The sequence below is a fragment of the Vibrio metoecus genome (assembly GCF_009665255.1).
GTDB lineage: Bacteria > Pseudomonadota > Gammaproteobacteria > Enterobacterales > Vibrionaceae > Vibrio > Vibrio metoecus_B.
Window position 1 is genome coordinate 24,261 of the sequence record NZ_CP035686.1, and the last position, 16,916, is coordinate 41,176.

At 49.0% G+C, this 16,916-nt stretch carries 15 protein-coding genes; 6 read left to right on the forward strand and 9 right to left on the reverse strand.

The features are described 5' to 3' along the window. Positions 1-74: 74 nt before the first annotated feature. Both EPB59_RS00100 and aspA read right to left on the reverse strand, forming a co-directional pair. Positions 75-1,382 carry an anaerobic C4-dicarboxylate transporter gene (locus tag EPB59_RS00100; protein ID WP_000638380.1) on the reverse strand — a complete coding sequence of 436 codons (1,308 nt, stop codon included), beginning with the start codon at positions 1,380-1,382 and terminating at the stop codon, positions 75-77. Positions 1,383-1,509: 127 nt separating this feature from the next. Then, positions 1,510-2,961 carry an aspartate ammonia-lyase gene (gene aspA, locus EPB59_RS00105; RefSeq protein ID WP_055051317.1) on the reverse strand — a complete coding sequence of 484 codons (1,452 nt, stop codon included), beginning with the start codon at positions 2,959-2,961 and terminating at the stop codon, positions 1,510-1,512. A 244-nt stretch (positions 2,962-3,205) separates the two neighbouring features. On the opposite strand from aspA, the gene EPB59_RS00110 reads away from it, so the two are divergent. Together EPB59_RS00110 and EPB59_RS00115 are read left to right on the forward strand one after the other, a co-directional pair. Beyond that, entirely contained in the window at positions 3,206-4,144 is a 939-nt protein-coding gene (locus EPB59_RS00110; RefSeq protein WP_154171277.1) for a GGDEF domain-containing protein, read from the forward strand. A gap of 91 nt (positions 4,145-4,235) precedes the next feature. Continuing rightward, entirely contained in the window at positions 4,236-4,721 is a 486-nt protein-coding gene (locus tag EPB59_RS00115; RefSeq protein WP_154171278.1) for an FxsA family protein, read from the forward strand. 24 nt (positions 4,722-4,745) lie between these two features. On the opposite strand, the gene trmL is transcribed toward EPB59_RS00115, so the two are convergent. The 3 genes from trmL to EPB59_RS00130 form a co-directional block, all read right to left on the reverse strand. Then, positions 4,746-5,222, reverse strand: a complete 477-nt coding sequence (gene trmL, locus EPB59_RS00120; RefSeq protein WP_055051314.1) for a tRNA (uridine(34)/cytosine(34)/5-carboxymethylaminomethyluridine(34)-2'-O)-methyltransferase TrmL — start codon at positions 5,220-5,222, stop codon at positions 4,746-4,748. Positions 5,223-5,303: 81 nt separating this feature from the next. Then, entirely contained in the window at positions 5,304-6,692 is a 1,389-nt protein-coding gene (gene cpxA, locus EPB59_RS00125; RefSeq protein WP_154171279.1) for an envelope stress sensor histidine kinase CpxA, read from the reverse strand. Continuing rightward, positions 6,692-7,378 (reverse strand): response regulator, encoded by a 687-nt coding sequence (locus tag EPB59_RS00130; RefSeq protein ID WP_055051312.1) that lies wholly within the window; start codon positions 7,376-7,378, stop codon positions 6,692-6,694. The genes cpxA and EPB59_RS00130 overlap by 1 nt, the downstream gene beginning before the upstream one ends. A gap of 185 nt (positions 7,379-7,563) precedes the next feature. On the opposite strand from EPB59_RS00130, the gene EPB59_RS00135 reads away from it, so the two are divergent. The 3 genes from EPB59_RS00135 (at position 7,564) to pfkA (ending at position 10,304) form a co-directional block, all read left to right on the forward strand. Then, complete coding sequence (locus EPB59_RS00135) at positions 7,564-8,064, forward strand: CpxP family protein (RefSeq protein ID WP_154171280.1); 501 nt, start codon at positions 7,564-7,566, stop codon at positions 8,062-8,064. 110 nt (positions 8,065-8,174) lie between these two features. Continuing rightward, positions 8,175-9,080 (forward strand): CDF family cation-efflux transporter FieF, encoded by a 906-nt coding sequence (gene fieF / locus EPB59_RS00140; protein WP_095458969.1) that lies wholly within the window; start codon positions 8,175-8,177, stop codon positions 9,078-9,080. 261 nt (positions 9,081-9,341) lie between these two features. After that, a complete protein-coding gene (pfkA, locus tag EPB59_RS00145) occupies positions 9,342-10,304 on the forward strand; it encodes a 6-phosphofructokinase (RefSeq protein ID WP_154171281.1) in 963 nt (320 codons plus the stop codon). Positions 10,305-10,375: 71 nt separating this feature from the next. Here pfkA and glpX read toward each other — a convergent pair whose 3' ends face one another. Then, entirely contained in the window at positions 10,376-11,383 is a 1,008-nt protein-coding gene (gene glpX, locus EPB59_RS00150; RefSeq protein WP_154171282.1) for a class II fructose-bisphosphatase, read from the reverse strand. Between the two features lie 314 nt (positions 11,384-11,697). Between glpX and zapB the strand changes: the two genes are divergently transcribed. Beyond that, on the forward strand, positions 11,698-11,940 hold the full coding sequence (gene zapB / locus EPB59_RS00155) for a cell division protein ZapB (RefSeq protein WP_000007388.1): 243 nt from the start codon (positions 11,698-11,700) through the stop codon (positions 11,938-11,940). A 62-nt stretch (positions 11,941-12,002) separates the two neighbouring features. On the opposite strand, the gene metF is transcribed toward zapB, so the two are convergent. The 3 genes from metF to EPB59_RS00170 all read right to left on the reverse strand — a co-directional run bounded on the left by metF (position 12,003) and on the right by EPB59_RS00170 (position 16,768). Then, the gene (metF, locus tag EPB59_RS00160) at positions 12,003-12,890 is read right to left on the reverse strand and encodes a methylenetetrahydrofolate reductase (protein ID WP_055051309.1); all 888 of its coding nucleotides are present in this window, start codon (positions 12,888-12,890) and stop codon (positions 12,003-12,005) included. 287 nt (positions 12,891-13,177) lie between these two features. Next, positions 13,178-15,589, reverse strand: a complete 2,412-nt coding sequence (locus EPB59_RS00165) for a bifunctional aspartate kinase/homoserine dehydrogenase II (RefSeq protein WP_154171283.1) — start codon at positions 15,587-15,589, stop codon at positions 13,178-13,180. Between the two features lie 12 nt (positions 15,590-15,601). Beyond that, complete coding sequence (locus EPB59_RS00170; protein WP_154171284.1) at positions 15,602-16,768, reverse strand: O-succinylhomoserine (thiol)-lyase; 1,167 nt, start codon at positions 16,766-16,768, stop codon at positions 15,602-15,604. Positions 16,769-16,916 lie beyond the last annotated feature (148 nt).

A 16,916-nucleotide genomic window follows, 5' to 3' on the forward strand; every position in this document is an offset into this window, starting at 1 on the left:
ACCTTAGGATGCGCCAATAAGTTTCACAACAATAAAAAAGGGAGCCGAAGCTCCCAGACTTTTGCACTTTATCCTTAGATAAATAGGCTGCCGAATGCAAAGCCAAAGGCTACTGCACTGGCGATGGTGGCGACACCCGGAATAAAGAACGGATGGTTAAACACATATTTCCCAATACGCGTTGAACCTGTGTCATCCATCTCTACCGCCGCCAACAAAGTTGGGTAAGTTGGCAGTACGAACAGTGCACTGACCGCCGCAAAAGAGGCGACCGCAGTCAGAGGTGCCACACCAATTGCAAGAGCTGCAGGCATCAGTGCAACCGTGGTTGCACCTTGTGAGTAAAGCAACATAGATGCAAAGAACAGCACTAGTGCCAGCATCCATGGGTAGTCAGCCAGTAGAGTACCAGCCACTTCTTTAATGCCATCCACGTGTGCGTTAACAAATGTTGAACCTAACCATGCAACACCCAATACGCAGACACACGCTGTCATACCTGAACGGAAAGTTGAAGCGGCTGGAATTTTGGCAGCATCAATTTTGGTCAGCATCACAATACCCGCTGCTGCGGCTAGCATGAACGTCATGATGGCTTCGTTACGGCCAAGTGCAGGGTTCTCAATTAAACCTACTGAGCTTGAAATCGCCGCGGCGTAGCACACCACCAGAATGATCGCGGTGAGGAATACGTAAGTCGCGGTTTTCGCGGTTGGCAGAATTTCACGCTTTTGTGTCCCCGCCAGTTTGATCAAACCTTGTTCCAGACGCTCTTGATAAATCGGGTCGTCTTTCAGTTCGCTACCCATAAAGTTAGAAACAAACGCACCGACCATACAAGCAGCAAAGGTGGTTGGGATACAGATCGCCAGCAGCGTTAAGTAATCCACGCCAAATGGTACCAACATCGCGGCAAACGCAACGACGGCCGCAGAAATGGGTGATGCGGTGATGGCAATTTGTGAAGCCACAACAGCAATCGACAGCGGACGTGAAGGACGCACACCTTGACCTTTGGCCACTTCTGCGATCACTGGCAAGGTTGAGAATGCCGTGTGACCGGTACCAGCCATCAGTGTCATCAGGAAAGTGACAATGGGGGCATAGAAGGTGATTCTTTCCGGATGTTTACGCAGGAAGTTTTCTGCCAGTTGCACCAGCCAATCCATACCACCTGCCACCTGCATAGCGGCGATTGCGGTGATCACCGACATGATGATCAAAATAACATCGACAGGAATAAAGGCTTGTTTGGTCGGTACGCCAAGGATTAATGACAAGGCGATCACACCAGCACCACCGGCAAAACCAATGCCGATACCGCCAATCCGTGCGCCCAGGAAGATGAAGAGGAGAACAATAGCCAGTTCGACCCAAATCATAATGATTACCTCATGTTAAAGATGAAAAAATTATCTCAACACTCACACTACGAGCGTTCAAATAATGCTTTCAGCGCATTGAGTTTGATGAGAAAAGCCCCCAACAAAGGGGGCTTAAACCGAACGATTATTCGTAACGTTTTGCTTTGTACTGAGGATGCATCAGGTTCTCAACCGAGAAGATGTCATCGAGCTGCTCTTCAGTGAGCAAGCCGCGCTCAAGTACCACTTCACGTACGCTCTTACCGGTTTCAGCACAAATCTTACCGACAATGTCACCCTCATGGTGGCCAATGTATGGGTTCAGGTAAGTCACGATGCCGATCGAGTTGAACACGAAGTTTTCGCAGATTTCTTTGTTCACGGTGATGCCATCAATGCACTTGTCACGTAGGTTCACACACGCGTTAGTCAGCAGAGAGATAGACTCAAACATTGCTTGAGCAATCACCGGCTCCATAACGTTCAACTGCAGTTGACCTGCTTCTGCGGCGAACGTGATGGTGTTGTCGTTGCCGAATACTTTAAAGCAAACTTGGTTTACCACTTCTGGGATCACTGGGTTTACTTTCGCTGGCATGATGGAAGAACCCGCTTGCAGCTCAGGCAAGTTGATTTCGTTCAGACCCGCACGAGGGCCAGAAGAGAGCAGACGTAGATCGTTACAGATCTTAGACATCTTCATCGCTAGACGTTTCAGCGCACCGTGCGTCATCACGTAAGCACCACAGTCAGAAGTAGCTTCAATCAGATCTTCGGCAGGTACCGTTTCTAGGCCAGTTACTTGCGCCAGATATTTTACCGCGAGCTCTTGGTAACCCGGAGCGGCGTTCAGGCCAGTACCGATCGCGGTTGCGCCTAAGTTCACTTCCAGCAAGAGTTTTGAAGTGTATTGCAGAGCACGAATCTCTTCATTCAGAGTCACTGCCCATGCGTGGAATTCTTGGCCTACCGTCATAGGCACAGCGTCTTGCAACTGAGTACGACCCATTTTTAGGATGTTTTTGTACTCGATCGCTTTCAGTTCGAATGCGCCTTTCAGGTATTCAATCGCATCAATGACTTTCAGGATGCTGTTGTAAACCGCGATACGGAAACCCGTTGGGTAAGCACAGTTGGTTGATTGGCTTTTGTTCACGTGGTCATTCGGGTTGATGAACTCGTATTGACCTTTTTCTTTGCCCATCAATTCTAGAGCTACGTTGGCAATCACTTCGTTGGTGTTCATGTTCACCGAAGTGCCTGCACCGCCTTGGAATACATCTGACGGGAATTGATCCATGCACTTACCTGTTTCAAGAATCAAATCACACGCTTGGAGGATGTAGTTCGCCACATCTTTTGGAATTACGCCCAGCTCTTTGTTCGCCAAAGTCGCTGCTTTTTTGGTCATGATCATGCCGCGTACAAATTCAGGTACGTCAGAGATCGTAACGTTAGAAATGTTGAAGTTTTCGACAGCGCGAAGGGTATGAATACCGTAGTAAGCATCAGCAGGAACGTGACGTTGACCTAACAGATCTTCTTCAATGCGGGTAGCCGGAGTCGCTGTTTTAGGCGCTTCAGATAGGGTAGCCATATGGGGATCCTTAGATAATTATTCTGGTAAAAAACTAAATTAATAGCCATTTCTGTAATTTAAGAATCCATTCGTCAGAGTTTTTGGCTGGAAATCCGTCCTGACTTGCGTGGCACATAATACTGTAAATGCATATTAAAAATAGTAACTGGATCACCTTTTAATACAATTTGATGGAAAATTTGCTGAGAGTTTTATCTATAACTATATAAAGGAAGAGAGCGGTATAAAAAGGAGCTGATTTATGGTGAATCATGCCGATTCAGCAAGGTTGTTGTCGGACCGAGATCTACAAGGATATGTCAGCCGCATATTGGATGTGATTCCGCTGCCGATCATTATTTCTAAATCTTCTGTGCTTGGACAAGGCGAGCGTGAGCATCTGCATTTTAATAAAGCTTTTGTCAAAGAGCTGGGGTATACCATTGAGCAGATCCCCAACATCGAGACTTGGTTTGAAAAGGCTTACCCACACATAGACTATCGGCAGGAGATTATTACTGAATGGCAAAAGACGGTCGATGAAGCACGATCGCAAGGTGAAGATGTCGCGCAGATGCCGGCTTTGATCATGTGCGCCGATGGCGTGCAGCGTTGGTTTTCCGTTTCAGCGCAAATAGAACCTGCTTGTCGTGACGATCTGCATATCATTACCTTTCGCAATATTCATGACTATAAAATATCGCTTGCCGAAGCAGAGCATCAATCACAAATCGACCCATTAACTCAGTTGAAAAATCGCCGAGGTTTTTTCACTTGGTGTGACCCCATCGCTCCTGAGACTTCATTGGGACTGATCATTTTTGATATCGACTATTTTAAGCAGATCAACGATACCTATGGTCATCCCGCCGGAGATTACGTACTGCGCCAAATCGCTGGATTGTTGGAGCAAAACTTACCCTCGCTTTCGTGTTGTGTGCGTTGGGGTGGCGAAGAGTTTTTGGTCTGTTTTGTATGCGATGAAATGGCCAATGTCATTGGCTTGGCGGAAACGATACGACGCTATGTGGAGAGTAATACCCTGATGTGGCAAGGACAGCAGATTGCTTTGACGCTGAGTGCAGGGTGTACGGTGGGGGCGATGACGAACAACAATTGGGATAATTTGTTACAAACTGCCGATCAAGCGCTGCTGTCGGCGAAACGCTTGGGGCGCAATCGAGTGATTGCCGATCGCTAAACAAAAAATGCTTATTGGGGTGGGTTTTATCTCAGGGTGGCTTGTCAGCCATCTCGGTTGTGGTTAACGTGACCAAAACCAAGGAGGCATTGTGTTCCCGATACTACTGTTTTTATTTATTGCAGTCCCTGTGATTGAAATCGCGCTGTTTATTCAAGTCGGCGGCGTACTTGGTGTGTGGCCGACCATCGCCCTTGTGCTTTTGACGGCGATGGTTGGTGCTTCGCTGGTGCGCAGCCAAGGCTTACAAACGCTTTTGACCGTACAACAGCGCTTGGCGCAAGGCCAACTGCCCGCACAGCAAATTTTAGAAGGGGTAATGTTAGCCATGGCGGGTGTGTTGTTACTGACCCCTGGTTTTTTCACTGACATCCTCGGTATGCTGGTTCTGCTGCCTGCGCCGCGTGCTTATTTAGCGAAGCAGTTGATGAGCCGTGTTGTGGTCGGCAATATCCACGCCAGTGGCGCCGGTTTTGAGCAGCCGAATCCTTTTCGCGATCATTCAAATCCAAACGGTACGATCTATGAAGGTGAGTTTGAACGCAAAGACGATCAAGACCAGCACCGTCTTAAATAGATTATCGAGTTAATGAATGGCGCATTAGATTGCGCCATCAAACCCCATTTGACGCCACGCCTCAAAGGCTATAATCGCTACCGCATTGGAAAGGTTCAGGCTACGCGCTTCCGGCATCATCGGGATGCGAATGCGTTGTTCGGCAGGCAAGCTGGCAATCAGCTCGGCTGGTAAACCGCGAGTTTCTGGGCCAAACATCAGTACATCACCTTGTTGAAATTTCGCATCAACATGGTGTTGTGTGGTTTTGGTGGTGCAAGCAAACAGGCGGAAAGTTTCGCGCTCACGCTGCAAGTAGTCGATAAACGCAGCGTAATCTTTATGGCGAGTCACGCGGGCTAAGTCATGGTAATCCAATCCTGCGCGACGCACTTTTTTCTCTTCCAGATCAAAACCGAGTGGCTCGATCAGGTGCAAGTTTGCGCCACAGTTGGCACACAAACGAATAATGTTGCCCGTGTTGGGGGCGATTTCTGGTTCGTAGAGAGCAATATCAAACATAACCGATGTTCAGTGAGTACAAAGAAGAAGGGGCGAGTATAGCCCCTTCTTGGGTTGGTTGCAGCGATTGGTCAACAATGCTTACGTAGCTTGTAAAGGTAAAGTGAAGCAAACTCGTAAGCCACCTAAACTACTGCGTGTTGCGCTGATGGTGCCGCTGTGCTGGCGAATCGCACTTTCAGTGATGGCAAGCCCTAACCCCGTGCCGCCGCTGTGTCGATCTCGCGCGGTAGAAACTCGATAAAATGGGCGGAATATATCGGCTAACTGCTCTTCGGGTACACCTTCTCCATCATCATCAACGCTGACGGTGAGTTGGTTATCTTGCACGATAAACGCCACATGGATTCGTTGTTGTCCGTAGTGAATGGCGTTTCGCACCACATTTTCTAGCGCACTCATGAGTAGCTTTGGCGTCCCGTTGATGCTGCGATCTGGGATCGCTTCAAAAGTCAGCGTTTTGTCCATTTGTTCCGCTTCAAACTCGGCATCTTTAAGCAGTTCTTCCCATAGACTACTGAGAGGCTGTACTTCACGCATCAAGTGGCTGTTGGTTTGCATGCGTGATAGCGCGAGTAAGTCGCCAATCATCTGCTCTAAACGCTGCGCTTCGGTATCAATCCGTTCTAATTCGTTGCTGCTGCCTTGTTTGCGCATGGCTAATGCGTTGGCCATACGCAGCCGAGTCAACGGCGAGCGTAATTCGTGTGAGATATCAGAGAGCAGCCGCTGTTGCCCCGACACCATTTGATTCACGGCATCCACCATTTGGTTGAAGCTGCGTCCGGCCTGCTGAAATTCCGCCGTACCGCGTTCTAATTTTGGGTCATGCACAAATTCACCACGTGCGACGCGCTGTGCGGCTTGTGCCAGATTTTGTGCCGGCTTACTCAATGCCCAAGCGAGCCACAATAACAGCGGTGTGCTGACTAGCATGATCGCCAACAGTAGTTGGAATGGCTTATCAAATAGGCGCAGCAAAAAGGGTGGTGGTTCATCCCAGCGCATCCCGACATACAGCAGTAAATCTTGTTTGGCCAACGTAATGGGAACCGGGCCAGCCAGCATATAGCGGCCATAAAGCCGTTGCTGGGGTTTTTCGACCGATTCAATGCTGGAAGAGAAGTTTTGCAGGGCTTTCAGGCGAAAATCAGCATGTTTGGAGGAGGTCAGTACATTCCCTTCCAAATCAGTCACAAAAAATTGGGGGCGGCCATCATGTTCACGTTTCGACATGCCTCGACCTTCTAATTGATAGAGAATTTTGCCTAACTCGGTGGTGTTTTGGTACTCCGACTCAAAACGTGCTTTGCTTTCCAGCAGACGTTGGTATGCCTCAGGTGACAGGTCACGCGATTTGCGTGGATCAAGGTGTGGTAGGGTGAGTACTGCGAACAAGACCAACAGCATGGTAAACCAGAAAATCGCGAAAATTCGCCCATACAGGTTATTGAGTTTCGGTAGGCGCATCACTCCTCCTGAACCATTAAATAGCCGCGGCCACGCAAGGTTTTGATGCGGGCTTTACCATCCTGCCGTTCAGGCAGTTTTTTGCGCAGATTAGAGACATGCATATCAATGGCGCGATCAAACGCAGCAAGGCGTTTACCGAGCACTTCTACACTGAGCATCTCTTTGGTGAGCGTTTCTCCCGGCGACTGCACAAAATGGGTCAGTAGCGCAAATTCAGTGGTGGTGAGATCGAGCAATTGCCCCTGACAGTAGGCTTCTTGTTTGCCGGGATAGACTTGGAGATCCTGACATTCGATGACGTCTGAGTGTTTGGGGGGAAGCGCATTTTGCGTACGACGTAAAATCGCCCGAATACGCGCCAGCAGTTCTCGATCACTAAAAGGTTTGGGTAGGTAGTCATCTGCGCCCAGCTCTAGGCCGATCACGCGATCAATCTCTTCGCCTTTGGCGGTCAGCATTAAAACCGGAGTTGCCCATTTTTCACGCAGGCGCTTTAAGGTCTCCATACCATTGAGCTTGGGCATCATCACATCAAGGAGGATCAGATCGACCTCATCGCTGACCGCCGCCAATCCTGCTTCACCGTCATTGGCTTCAGAAATATCAAAGCCTTCATACTGTAAAACTTCCGTTAATAGGCTGGTCAGTTCAGTGTCATCATCGATCAAAAGGATATGTGCCATAGCTGCCTCGTAGATTGCTTAATTGCTTTCAGTTTACCGTGAAAAAAGTACCGCAGTCAGTGAGCAATCAGCTCTTTACGATTCTTTACGCTGTCTATACGTCACTTGACCTTGCAAGTCGTAATCTATGTTCAAGCGCTGCAGAGCAGCCATGTAATCCATAACGTCATGTAGAGGAACGAATTATGAAACTTGCCAAAAAAATGATTTTAGCCGCCGCTATGCTTCCACTTACTTTGGGTACGACCGCTGCGTTTGCCTTTGGTGGTCACGGTTGGGATAAGGACGGAGATGGCTCTTGTGGTGGTAAAGGCGAGCGCGGGATCTGGAAGCAGCTCGATTTAACCGCAGAGCAGCAGGCTCAACTCAAAGAGATGCGTGAGGCTGGACGTGAAGAGATGCGCGCTAATCGTGGACAAAACCATGATGCGATGAAAGCACTACATTCACAAGAGCGTGCTCTGGTGTTAGCTGCTGACTTTGATCAGGTCGCCGCCGAAAACCTTGCAAAACAGATGGTGGATCAACAAGTGACTCACCGCGTAAAAATGATGGAGAAACGCCATCAAATGATGAGCATTTTGACCGCAGAACAGAAAGCCAAATTGCAGACGTTGCAACAAGCACAAATGGATCAGTGCATGATGGACGGTTCTCACGGCAAAGGTAAACCTCGTCATCAATAATGACATCGCACATTCCATCACCACAAGGTAGCCTCGCGCTGCCTTGTGGTTTTTTGCCTCTCGGTTATATACTCGGGCTTCTTTAACTTAATGAATACAATGGTGAGGCGATGAAAAAAGAATACGCCCGTTTAGTCACAATGGCAGCATGGACGGCAACGTCAGTCGCGACGCTGCTACTGGTGGTCAAAGTGGTTGCGTGGTGGGTGACAGGTTCGGTTAGCTTACTGGCTTCTTTAATCGACTCGGTGCTGGATATTGCAGCCTCTGTGGTGAACCTCATCGTATTGCGTTTTGCTCTGCAACCTGCCGATCAAGAACATGCATTTGGACATGGCAAAGCGGAATCATTGGCCGCACTTGCCCAAGCCATGTTTATCTCTGGCTCCGCTTGTTTTCTGATCCTTAACGGTGTGGATCGTTTCTTCCGCCCACATGAACTGAATGCACCTGAGCTAGGTATTTATGTCAGTGCGTTGGCGATGGTGGTGACTTTTGGTTTGGTGTTATTCCAACGTCATGTGGTGAAAAAAACCGGCAGTCAGGCGATTGCGGCAGATTCACTCCACTATCAATCGGATCTGCTGATGAACGCGGCAATCATGGTGGCACTAGGATTAAGTTGGTGGGGCTTTGGGCAAGCGGATGCGATATTTGCGATCGGCATCGGCCTCTATATCTTACTGAGCGCCTTTAAAATGGTGCATGATGCGGTGCAAACACTGCTCGACCGTAAATTACCCGATGAAGAGTTGGAGCAGATCCTCGCGATCTGTCTGAGCGTAGAAGGGGTGATTGGAATGCATCAATTACGGACGCGAATGTCAGGGCCGGTAAGATTCATCCAACTTCATTTGGAATTGGATGACAACATTTCATTGCTCGAAGCGCATCATATTTCGGATCGGGTCGAGGATAAGCTGTGTGATGTCTTTAAAGGCGCGGATGTTTTGATTCATCAAGATCCCCATTCCGTGGTACTTGAGGCAGAACAGCGACAAAAATCTCAATGGTGAGGCGACAAAAGAAGTCTGTTTGGCTATCTTTTCCCCAAGTTAACAAAAAAACGCCAATCCTGACATGAATCAACACTGGGTCAGTACAAAACTGTAATACTCTTACATAAGTAGAAAACTTACAGAATTTAGTGCAAATAACAGTAGTATTCCTAATCGGGAAAGGTAACATTACGCACAGTTTTTGAATTTTTCTGTCTGGTTCCTACAAACCAGACGGCGTAGAAATTGATATTCGATTCGCAAAGTTCGAGGGTGAGCATGATTAAAAAAATCGGTGTTTTGACGAGTGGTGGCGATGCCCCAGGTATGAACGCGGCTATTCGTGGCGTAGTGCGTACAGCACTCGGCGCAGGTCTAGAAGTGTTTGGTATTTATGACGGTTACCAAGGCCTGTATGAAGATCGTATCAAGCAGCTAGACCGTTCAAGCGTGTCTGACGTGATCAACCGCGGCGGTACTTTTTTAGGCTCTGCACGTTTCCCACAATTTCGCGAAGTAGAAGTTCGTGAGAAAGCGATTGAAAACCTGAAAAAGCACGGCATTGAAGCCTTAGTGGTTATCGGCGGTGACGGCTCTTACATGGGCGCCAAAAAACTGACCGAAATGGGCTTTCCCTGTGTCGGTCTGCCAGGCACTATCGATAACGACATCGCAGGTACCGATTACACCATCGGCTATTTGACGGCATTGAACACCGTTATTGAAGCGATTGACCGTCTGCGTGATACCTCTTCTTCACACCAACGTATCTCTATTGTTGAAATCATGGGCCGTCACTGTGGTGACCTGACTCTGACTTCTGCGATTGCGGGTGGCTGTGAATACATCATCACGCCAGAAACTGGTCTGAACATGGAACAGTTGATCTCTAACATCAAAGACGGCATCACCAAAGGTAAGAAGCATGCGATCATCGCGCTGACTGAGCTGATGATGGATGCTAACAAGCTGGCGAAAGAGATTGAAGCAGCAACAGGCCGTGAAACTCGCGCAACCGTATTAGGTCACATCCAACGTGGTGGTAAACCTACGGCATTTGACCGTGTACTCGCCTCACGCATGGGTAACTATGCGGTGCACCTCCTGATGGAAGGTCACGGTGGTCGTTGTGTTGGTATCCAGAAAGAGCAACTGGTTCATCACGACATCATTGATGCGATTGAGAACATGAAGCGTCCAGTTCGCACAGACCTGTACAAAGTCGCAGAAGAGCTATTCTAAGCACACTCCGCTTTGTATCCAGAGACAAAAAAGACCGCCAAGGCGGTCTTTTTTATGCGTGGAATTCTGAATTAAAGAATGATGTCGCGCACTTGTTGGTCTTTACGCTCCAGATAGTGAATTGAGCGGATACGACGAATGGTGCGGCAGCGACCACGGATCAGCAGAGTTTCTGTCGTTGCGATATTACCTTTGCGGCTGATGCCATCGAGCAAATCGCCTTTAGTAATACCGGTTGCCGCGAAAATGACGTTATCACTGCGTGCCATGTCTTCCATCTTCAGCACTTTGTTCGCTTCAACGCCCATTTGTTGGCAACGTTCAAGCTCTTTGGCACCCCAAATACGGTTATCTTCCGTATCACCTTTGACTTGGTGACGAGGCAGCAGGCGGCCTTGCATATCACCATCCAGTGCGCGGATCACCGCTGCAGACACCACACCTTCTGGCGCGCCGCCAATGCAGTACATCATGTCTACTTCACTATCGGGCATACAGGTCAGAATCGAAGCTGCCACATCGCCATCTGGCACCGCAAACACACGCACGCCCATTTGTTGCATCTCGGCGATGACGTTATCGTGGCGTGGTTTGGCAAGTGTAATCACCACTAAATCGGTTAATGCCTTACCAAGTGCTTTGGCGACATTGCGCAGGTTATCTTTCAGTGGCAAATGCAGATCGATACAGCCTTTTGCACCAGGGCCAACCACTAATTTTTCCATGTACATATCAGGCGCTTTCAGGAAGCTACCTTTTTCGCCCGCGGCCAGCACTGCTAACGCATTCGATTGTCCCATGGCGGTCATGCGCGTGCCTTCGATCGGGTCAACCGCAATGTCTACCGCATCGCCACCTAAGCCAACTTGCTCACCAATGTAAAGCATTGGCGCTTCATCGATTTCACCTTCACCAATCACGATTTCGCCGCTGATTTCGGTTTGATTGAGCAGGGCACGCATCACTTCCACCGCAGCACCATCGGCGGCATTTTTGTCGCCACGTCCCAACCATTTATAGCCTGCCAGTGCGGCACCTTCAGTGACTCGGGAAAAAGCCATTGCTAAATCGCGTTTCATGTTTGCTCCAAACCAAGAGAGAAATTTTGCGCGGGATTCTATCACATTCGTAAGTAAACGTTTGCCTTTTGCGGTCGCTAGCCTTTGCCTTCGATCAAAATCGAGCGAAAAAAGCCAAGTTGTGAGTGAATGGGTTAGTGCAAAGTGGGCTTCGCGGCCACTTCCGTTAAGCTTGCGTCAATTTGCGCGGTTTTTTTAACCGAATAGCGAAAAAGATCGAACTTAGGGCGTGTTTCTGCGCACAGGGCTGAGTAGAATGATCTCAATCAGTGAAGCCCACTTCACCTCAATCGAATCAACAAGGGTAAAACGTCATGTCTTTTGAAGTATTAGAAAAACTGGAAGCGAAAATTCAAACCGCGGTCGACACCATTGCACTGCTGCAAATGGAAGTTGAAGAGCTGAAAGAAGAAAAGCAACAGCTGCAAAATGAAGCGCAAGAGCTGCGTGAAGCACGTGAAGCGCTTGAGCAGCGTGCACAGCAAGTTCAACAAGAACATGCGGCATGGCAAGAGCGCATCCGTAGCCTGTTGGGCAAAATGGAAGACGTGGAGTAATTCTCCTCATGAAAACGCCGACAGTGATGTCGGCGTTTTTGATCTTGGCGAGGAGTATTCTTTTAAGCTTGTGGTCGCACACCCAAGGTGTGGCATAACGCGTAAGTCATTTCGGCACGGTTTAGCGTGTAGAAGTGGAAATCTTTCACCCCTTCACGGCACAGCACGCGCACCATATCAATGGCTTGGCTTGCACCTACCAATTGACGAGTCACCGGATCCTCATCCAACCCTTCAAACTGTTTCACCATCCAATTGGGAACTTTCACGTTGTTTTGCGCAGCGAAGCGCGACGCTTGTTTAAAGTTAGAAACCGGCAAAATTCCAGGAACGATTTCTACGTCAATCCCAGCCGCAACACAACGATCGCGAAAACGCAGGTAGCTTTCTACATCAAAGAAGAACTGAGTGATAGCACGATTCGCACCTGCATCGACTTTACGTTTTAAATTGAGCAGATCCGCTTGCGCGCTTTTGGCTTCAGGATGCACTTCAGGGAAGGCGGCCACAGAAATATCAAAATCGTGGCGCGATTTGAGCAGTGTCACTAGATCCGAGGCATACATGTCAGGCTTACCACCACCGGCCGGAATATCACCACGCAGCGCCACAATATTCTGGATACCGTTATGCCAGTAGTCATCAGCGATCTGGATCAGTTCATCACGAGTGGCATCAATACAAGTCAGGTGTGGCGCGGCAATTAAACCGGTTTGATCTTTGATCGCTTTAATGATCGAGTGAGTACGGTCACGCTCGCCAGAGTTGGCACCATAAGTCACCGATACGAATTTAGGTTGGAGAGTCTTCAGGCGATGAACCGAGTTCCAAAGCGTCTCTTCCATTTGAGGAGAGCTAGGTGGAAAAAACTCAAACGAAACATTGATGTCGGAAAGCTCCGCAATGTTCTGGTTCAATGCATCGATATGGCTAGCGTGTGTGTATCCCATCTTGTACTCCCTGTGACTGAGTGTCACTGCCTGAATCTGAATTGACGTTTAGACGTCTATATGGCTGTAGGATGTCGTGAATGCGCTTTGATGTCAACCTCACCATTATGAATATTACTCATGTTGATCGTGAAGCAGATTCAAGCCTGAAAAAGCAATAGAGTGCTATGTGTGGTTCAAAAAGCTAATTGATAGAAGATGATGCTTTTAATGCAAGAAAGTATAGAAGATCGATGCAAAAGCTCGCCATTGCGGCGAGCTTTGTTTTATAGAGTTGAACGAGAGAGCTAGAGTTGGCTCGCGAGCAGATTCAAATCGGACTGAATCGCGCCAGCCGTGACTTCACGCCCTGCACCGGGACCACGGATCACCAGTGGGTTGTCCCGATACCATTTGCTTTCGATGGCAAAGATGTTGTCACACGGCAGTAAGTTAGCCAGTGGATGATCTTGCTCAAGCGCTTCAACGCCCACGCTAGCTTTGCCATTTTTCTCTAGCCTTGCAACATAGCGCAGTACCTTGCCTTGTTTCTGCGCTCGGGCGAGGCGCTCAGCGAGCTGCTCGTTGAGCAGTTTGCTGTTGTCGAGAAAATCATCCAGTGACACTGAACGCAGCTCAACGGGTACAAGTGATTCCACTTTCACACTGCTTGGCTCGATCTCAAGGCCAGATTCACGCGCCAAGATCACCAATTTACGCATCACGTCTGAACCATCCAGATCACAACGCGGATCGGGCTCTGTTAAACCTTGCTGCCACGCTAAATCCACCAGTTCACTGAATGGTAAGCTGCCATCGTATTGTTGAAATAACCATGAAAGGGTGCCGGAGAAAATGCCCGAAAGTGCCATGATTTCATCGCCGCTTTCACGTAAGTCGCGCACTGTGTGGTTAATTGGTAAGCCTGCGCCTACCGTGGCGTTATACAGCCAGTGGCGGCCAATTTTGTGGAACGCATCTTTAACCTGATAGTAATAGTTGCCCGGAGCCGAGCCTGCCACTTTGTTGGCGGAAATTAAGTGTAAACCTTGTTCGGCAATGTCGAGATACTGCTCGGCCAGCTCTTCACTCGCGGTGACATCAAGCACAACCGCTTCATCGTAACCTTCTAATGCGCCGAGTTTTTTCAGCCAACTTTGTCCTTGATTGGGTAGAGCTTCATCTTGGAAATGAGTAGCAACTTGGCTTGGATTAATGCCTTGCTCATTAAACCAATAGGTTTGGCTATCAACCACTGCAACCAACTCAAAATTCATGCCGTGGCGTTGCTCCAATTTCTCTTTTTGTTCAGCAAACAGTTTGAGCCAACTTGAACCGATATTGCCTTTACCACACAGTGCAATCGCCACGCGCTTTTGGGCTTGGAATAACTGCTTGTGGATGCCATTCACCAAGGGGTTGATTGGGGTTTGACGCAGTACGGCAACCAAACTGAGGCTTGATTCTGATGCGCTGATAAACTCGACCGGCAAGGCATTCAGATGTTGGTAGAAACCATAGCAGTGGTTCGGGTTTTTGGTGACGCCCGCACCGACCGCAGCAATCAGGTCATAGCCTTCTTTGAGTTTGATTTCGGCTTCGAACGCGGCATCTTGCAGCGCCGCAAACGCACCAGGCGCAATTTCTGCTGTGTAAGCTAAACGCAAACGGTATTGGTCAGGTTGTGCTTCGTAAGTCAGAGGTTGCAGTTGCACGCGCTGCAAGTGCTGTAACACATCTTCTTGCAAGCGTTGGAAATCATGCTGGTGAGCAAAGCTCAGTTCAATCAGCAATACATCATCGAGTGAAGTAATGATTTTTGCACCGCGGCCAGAAGCCAGTACCCGCTCAATGCGAGTAGAACCCGATTCCGGTTGGTGGCTGCAACGTAAGTGAAGTTCCATGGTGCTCTGCGCGACAGGTTGTAGCGTGCGGCTGTGCAGAACTGGCGCAGCTAAGCGAGCCAGTTCATTGGCTTCATCGAGTCTTAGTAGTGGCAGCAAACAGGCATCGCTGACAATGCGTGGATCGGCGCTGTACACACCAGCCACATCACTCCAGATGGTGACCCGTGAAACTTCAGCTAGAGCGCCAATCACGGTCGCAGAGTAATCGGAACCGTTGCGACCGAGCAGGACGGTATCGCCCTGTTCGTTTTGCGCCATAAAACCGGTGATCACCACGCGGCGCTGGGTATGTTGTGCCAACACGGCTTTCAGGAGCGGGTAAGAGCGCGCGCGATCCACTTCCGGCTGTGTTCCCGCTTCGGCACGTAAGAATGCACGGGCATCTTGTGCCACTGCCGGTAAATCTTGCTGATTTAACAATGCGGCGAGTAAACGTGCCGACCATTGCTCGCCATGTCCGAGTACCCAAGCGTATTGCGCATTGCTAAGAGGGGCGGTGAGCTCGCCTAACACGCTGATCTCTTGTTGCAATTGGTTCAATAGCGGTTCGGCCGTTTCGGCGGTCAGTAGCTTGGTGATCAAATCGGACTGATATTGGCGCAGTGCATGTAAAGTTTCATGGGCAACTCGGCCATCTTTACTGAGTGCTTCGACAAAACTGATCAAACGGTTCGTGGTTTTGCCAGCCGCAGAGACCACCACCAGATCTTCACTCTTCGAATAACTTTTAAGAATTTTCGTGACCCGCAGATAACATTCTGGGTCGGCAAGGCTACTACCACCAAATTTATGCAGTTGACGAGCGTGAGTCATTCACAGGTCTCCTTAATTCGCTGAAAGAGTTTGCTGAAAGGCTTGGTCAAGATCGGCAATCAGATCTGAGGCATCTTCAAGACCGACGGAAAGGCGCAGCAACTGCTGTGAAATTCCAGCTTCGGCTAATGCTTCTTCACCCATCGCACGATGAGTCATGGAGGCGGGGTGGCAAATCAGGCTTTCTACCCCACCAAGTGACTCCGCCAGTGAAAACAGCGCCAACTTGCCTACAAAGAATTTCAGTTGCTCAAAACTGCCGGCAAATTCAAAACTGAGCATAGAGCCAAAGCCTGATTGTTGTTTTTTCGCAATTTCATGGCCTGGGTGGTTGGGTAGGCTTGGATGGTAAATTTTGCCAACCAATGATTGAGTCTGTAGATAAGCCAAAATCTGTTGCGCGCTCTCTTCATGTACGCGCATCCGCGCGCCTAGCGTGCGAATGCCACGTAAGGTCATGTAGCTATCAAATGGAGTACCGGTTGAACCTAAACAGTTGCCCCACCAAGCTAGCTCTTCCGCATGTTGCTTACTTTTACAGATCAACACACCACCAATCACATCGGAGTGACCGTTAATGTATTTGGTGGTGGAGTGCAGAACAAAATCCGCGCCTAAGGTGAGCGGTTTTTGGAATACTGGAGTTAAGAAGGTGTTATCGACCGCCACCAAAGTACCTTGCGCTTTCGCTAACTGACAAAGATGAGCGATGTCCACCACGCGAACTAAAGGGTTGGAGGGGGTTTCAATCAACAGCAACTTTGGTTTGCGTGCTAAGGCTTGCGTGAGTGCTTGTTCGTTGGATTGGTCGACAAACTGCACTTTGAAGTCGCCTTTTTTAGCACGAGTGTTGAGCAAACGGTAAGTACCGCCATAGCAGTCATGTGGTGCCACAATCAGATCTTCTGGGCCTAACAACGCCGTGACCCACAAATTGATGGCCGAAGTACCACAGTTGGTCACCACCGCACCTTCACCACATTCAAGCTCATACAGGGTTTGTTCTAACAAACCACGGTTTGGGTTGCCTGAGCGGGTGTAATCGTATTTAGGTACTTCGCCAAATGCGGGAAAACCATAGTTGGTCGAAAGATAAATAGGGGGCACAACGGCATGGTATTGAGTGTCCGATTCAATCCCGGTACGAACCGCAATGGTGGCTGGCTTGCGTGTGGTCATGGAGTTTTCCTTGCTGGCTATTCTGTCCTAGAGTGCGTCATCATATACCTTTCCTGCTCAAAGCAGCAGAGAGGGTTGTCTTATGACAACGTGACCTCATATGGGCTCACATTTTGTTGCCCATAAATTACTCGACACTTTACTGATG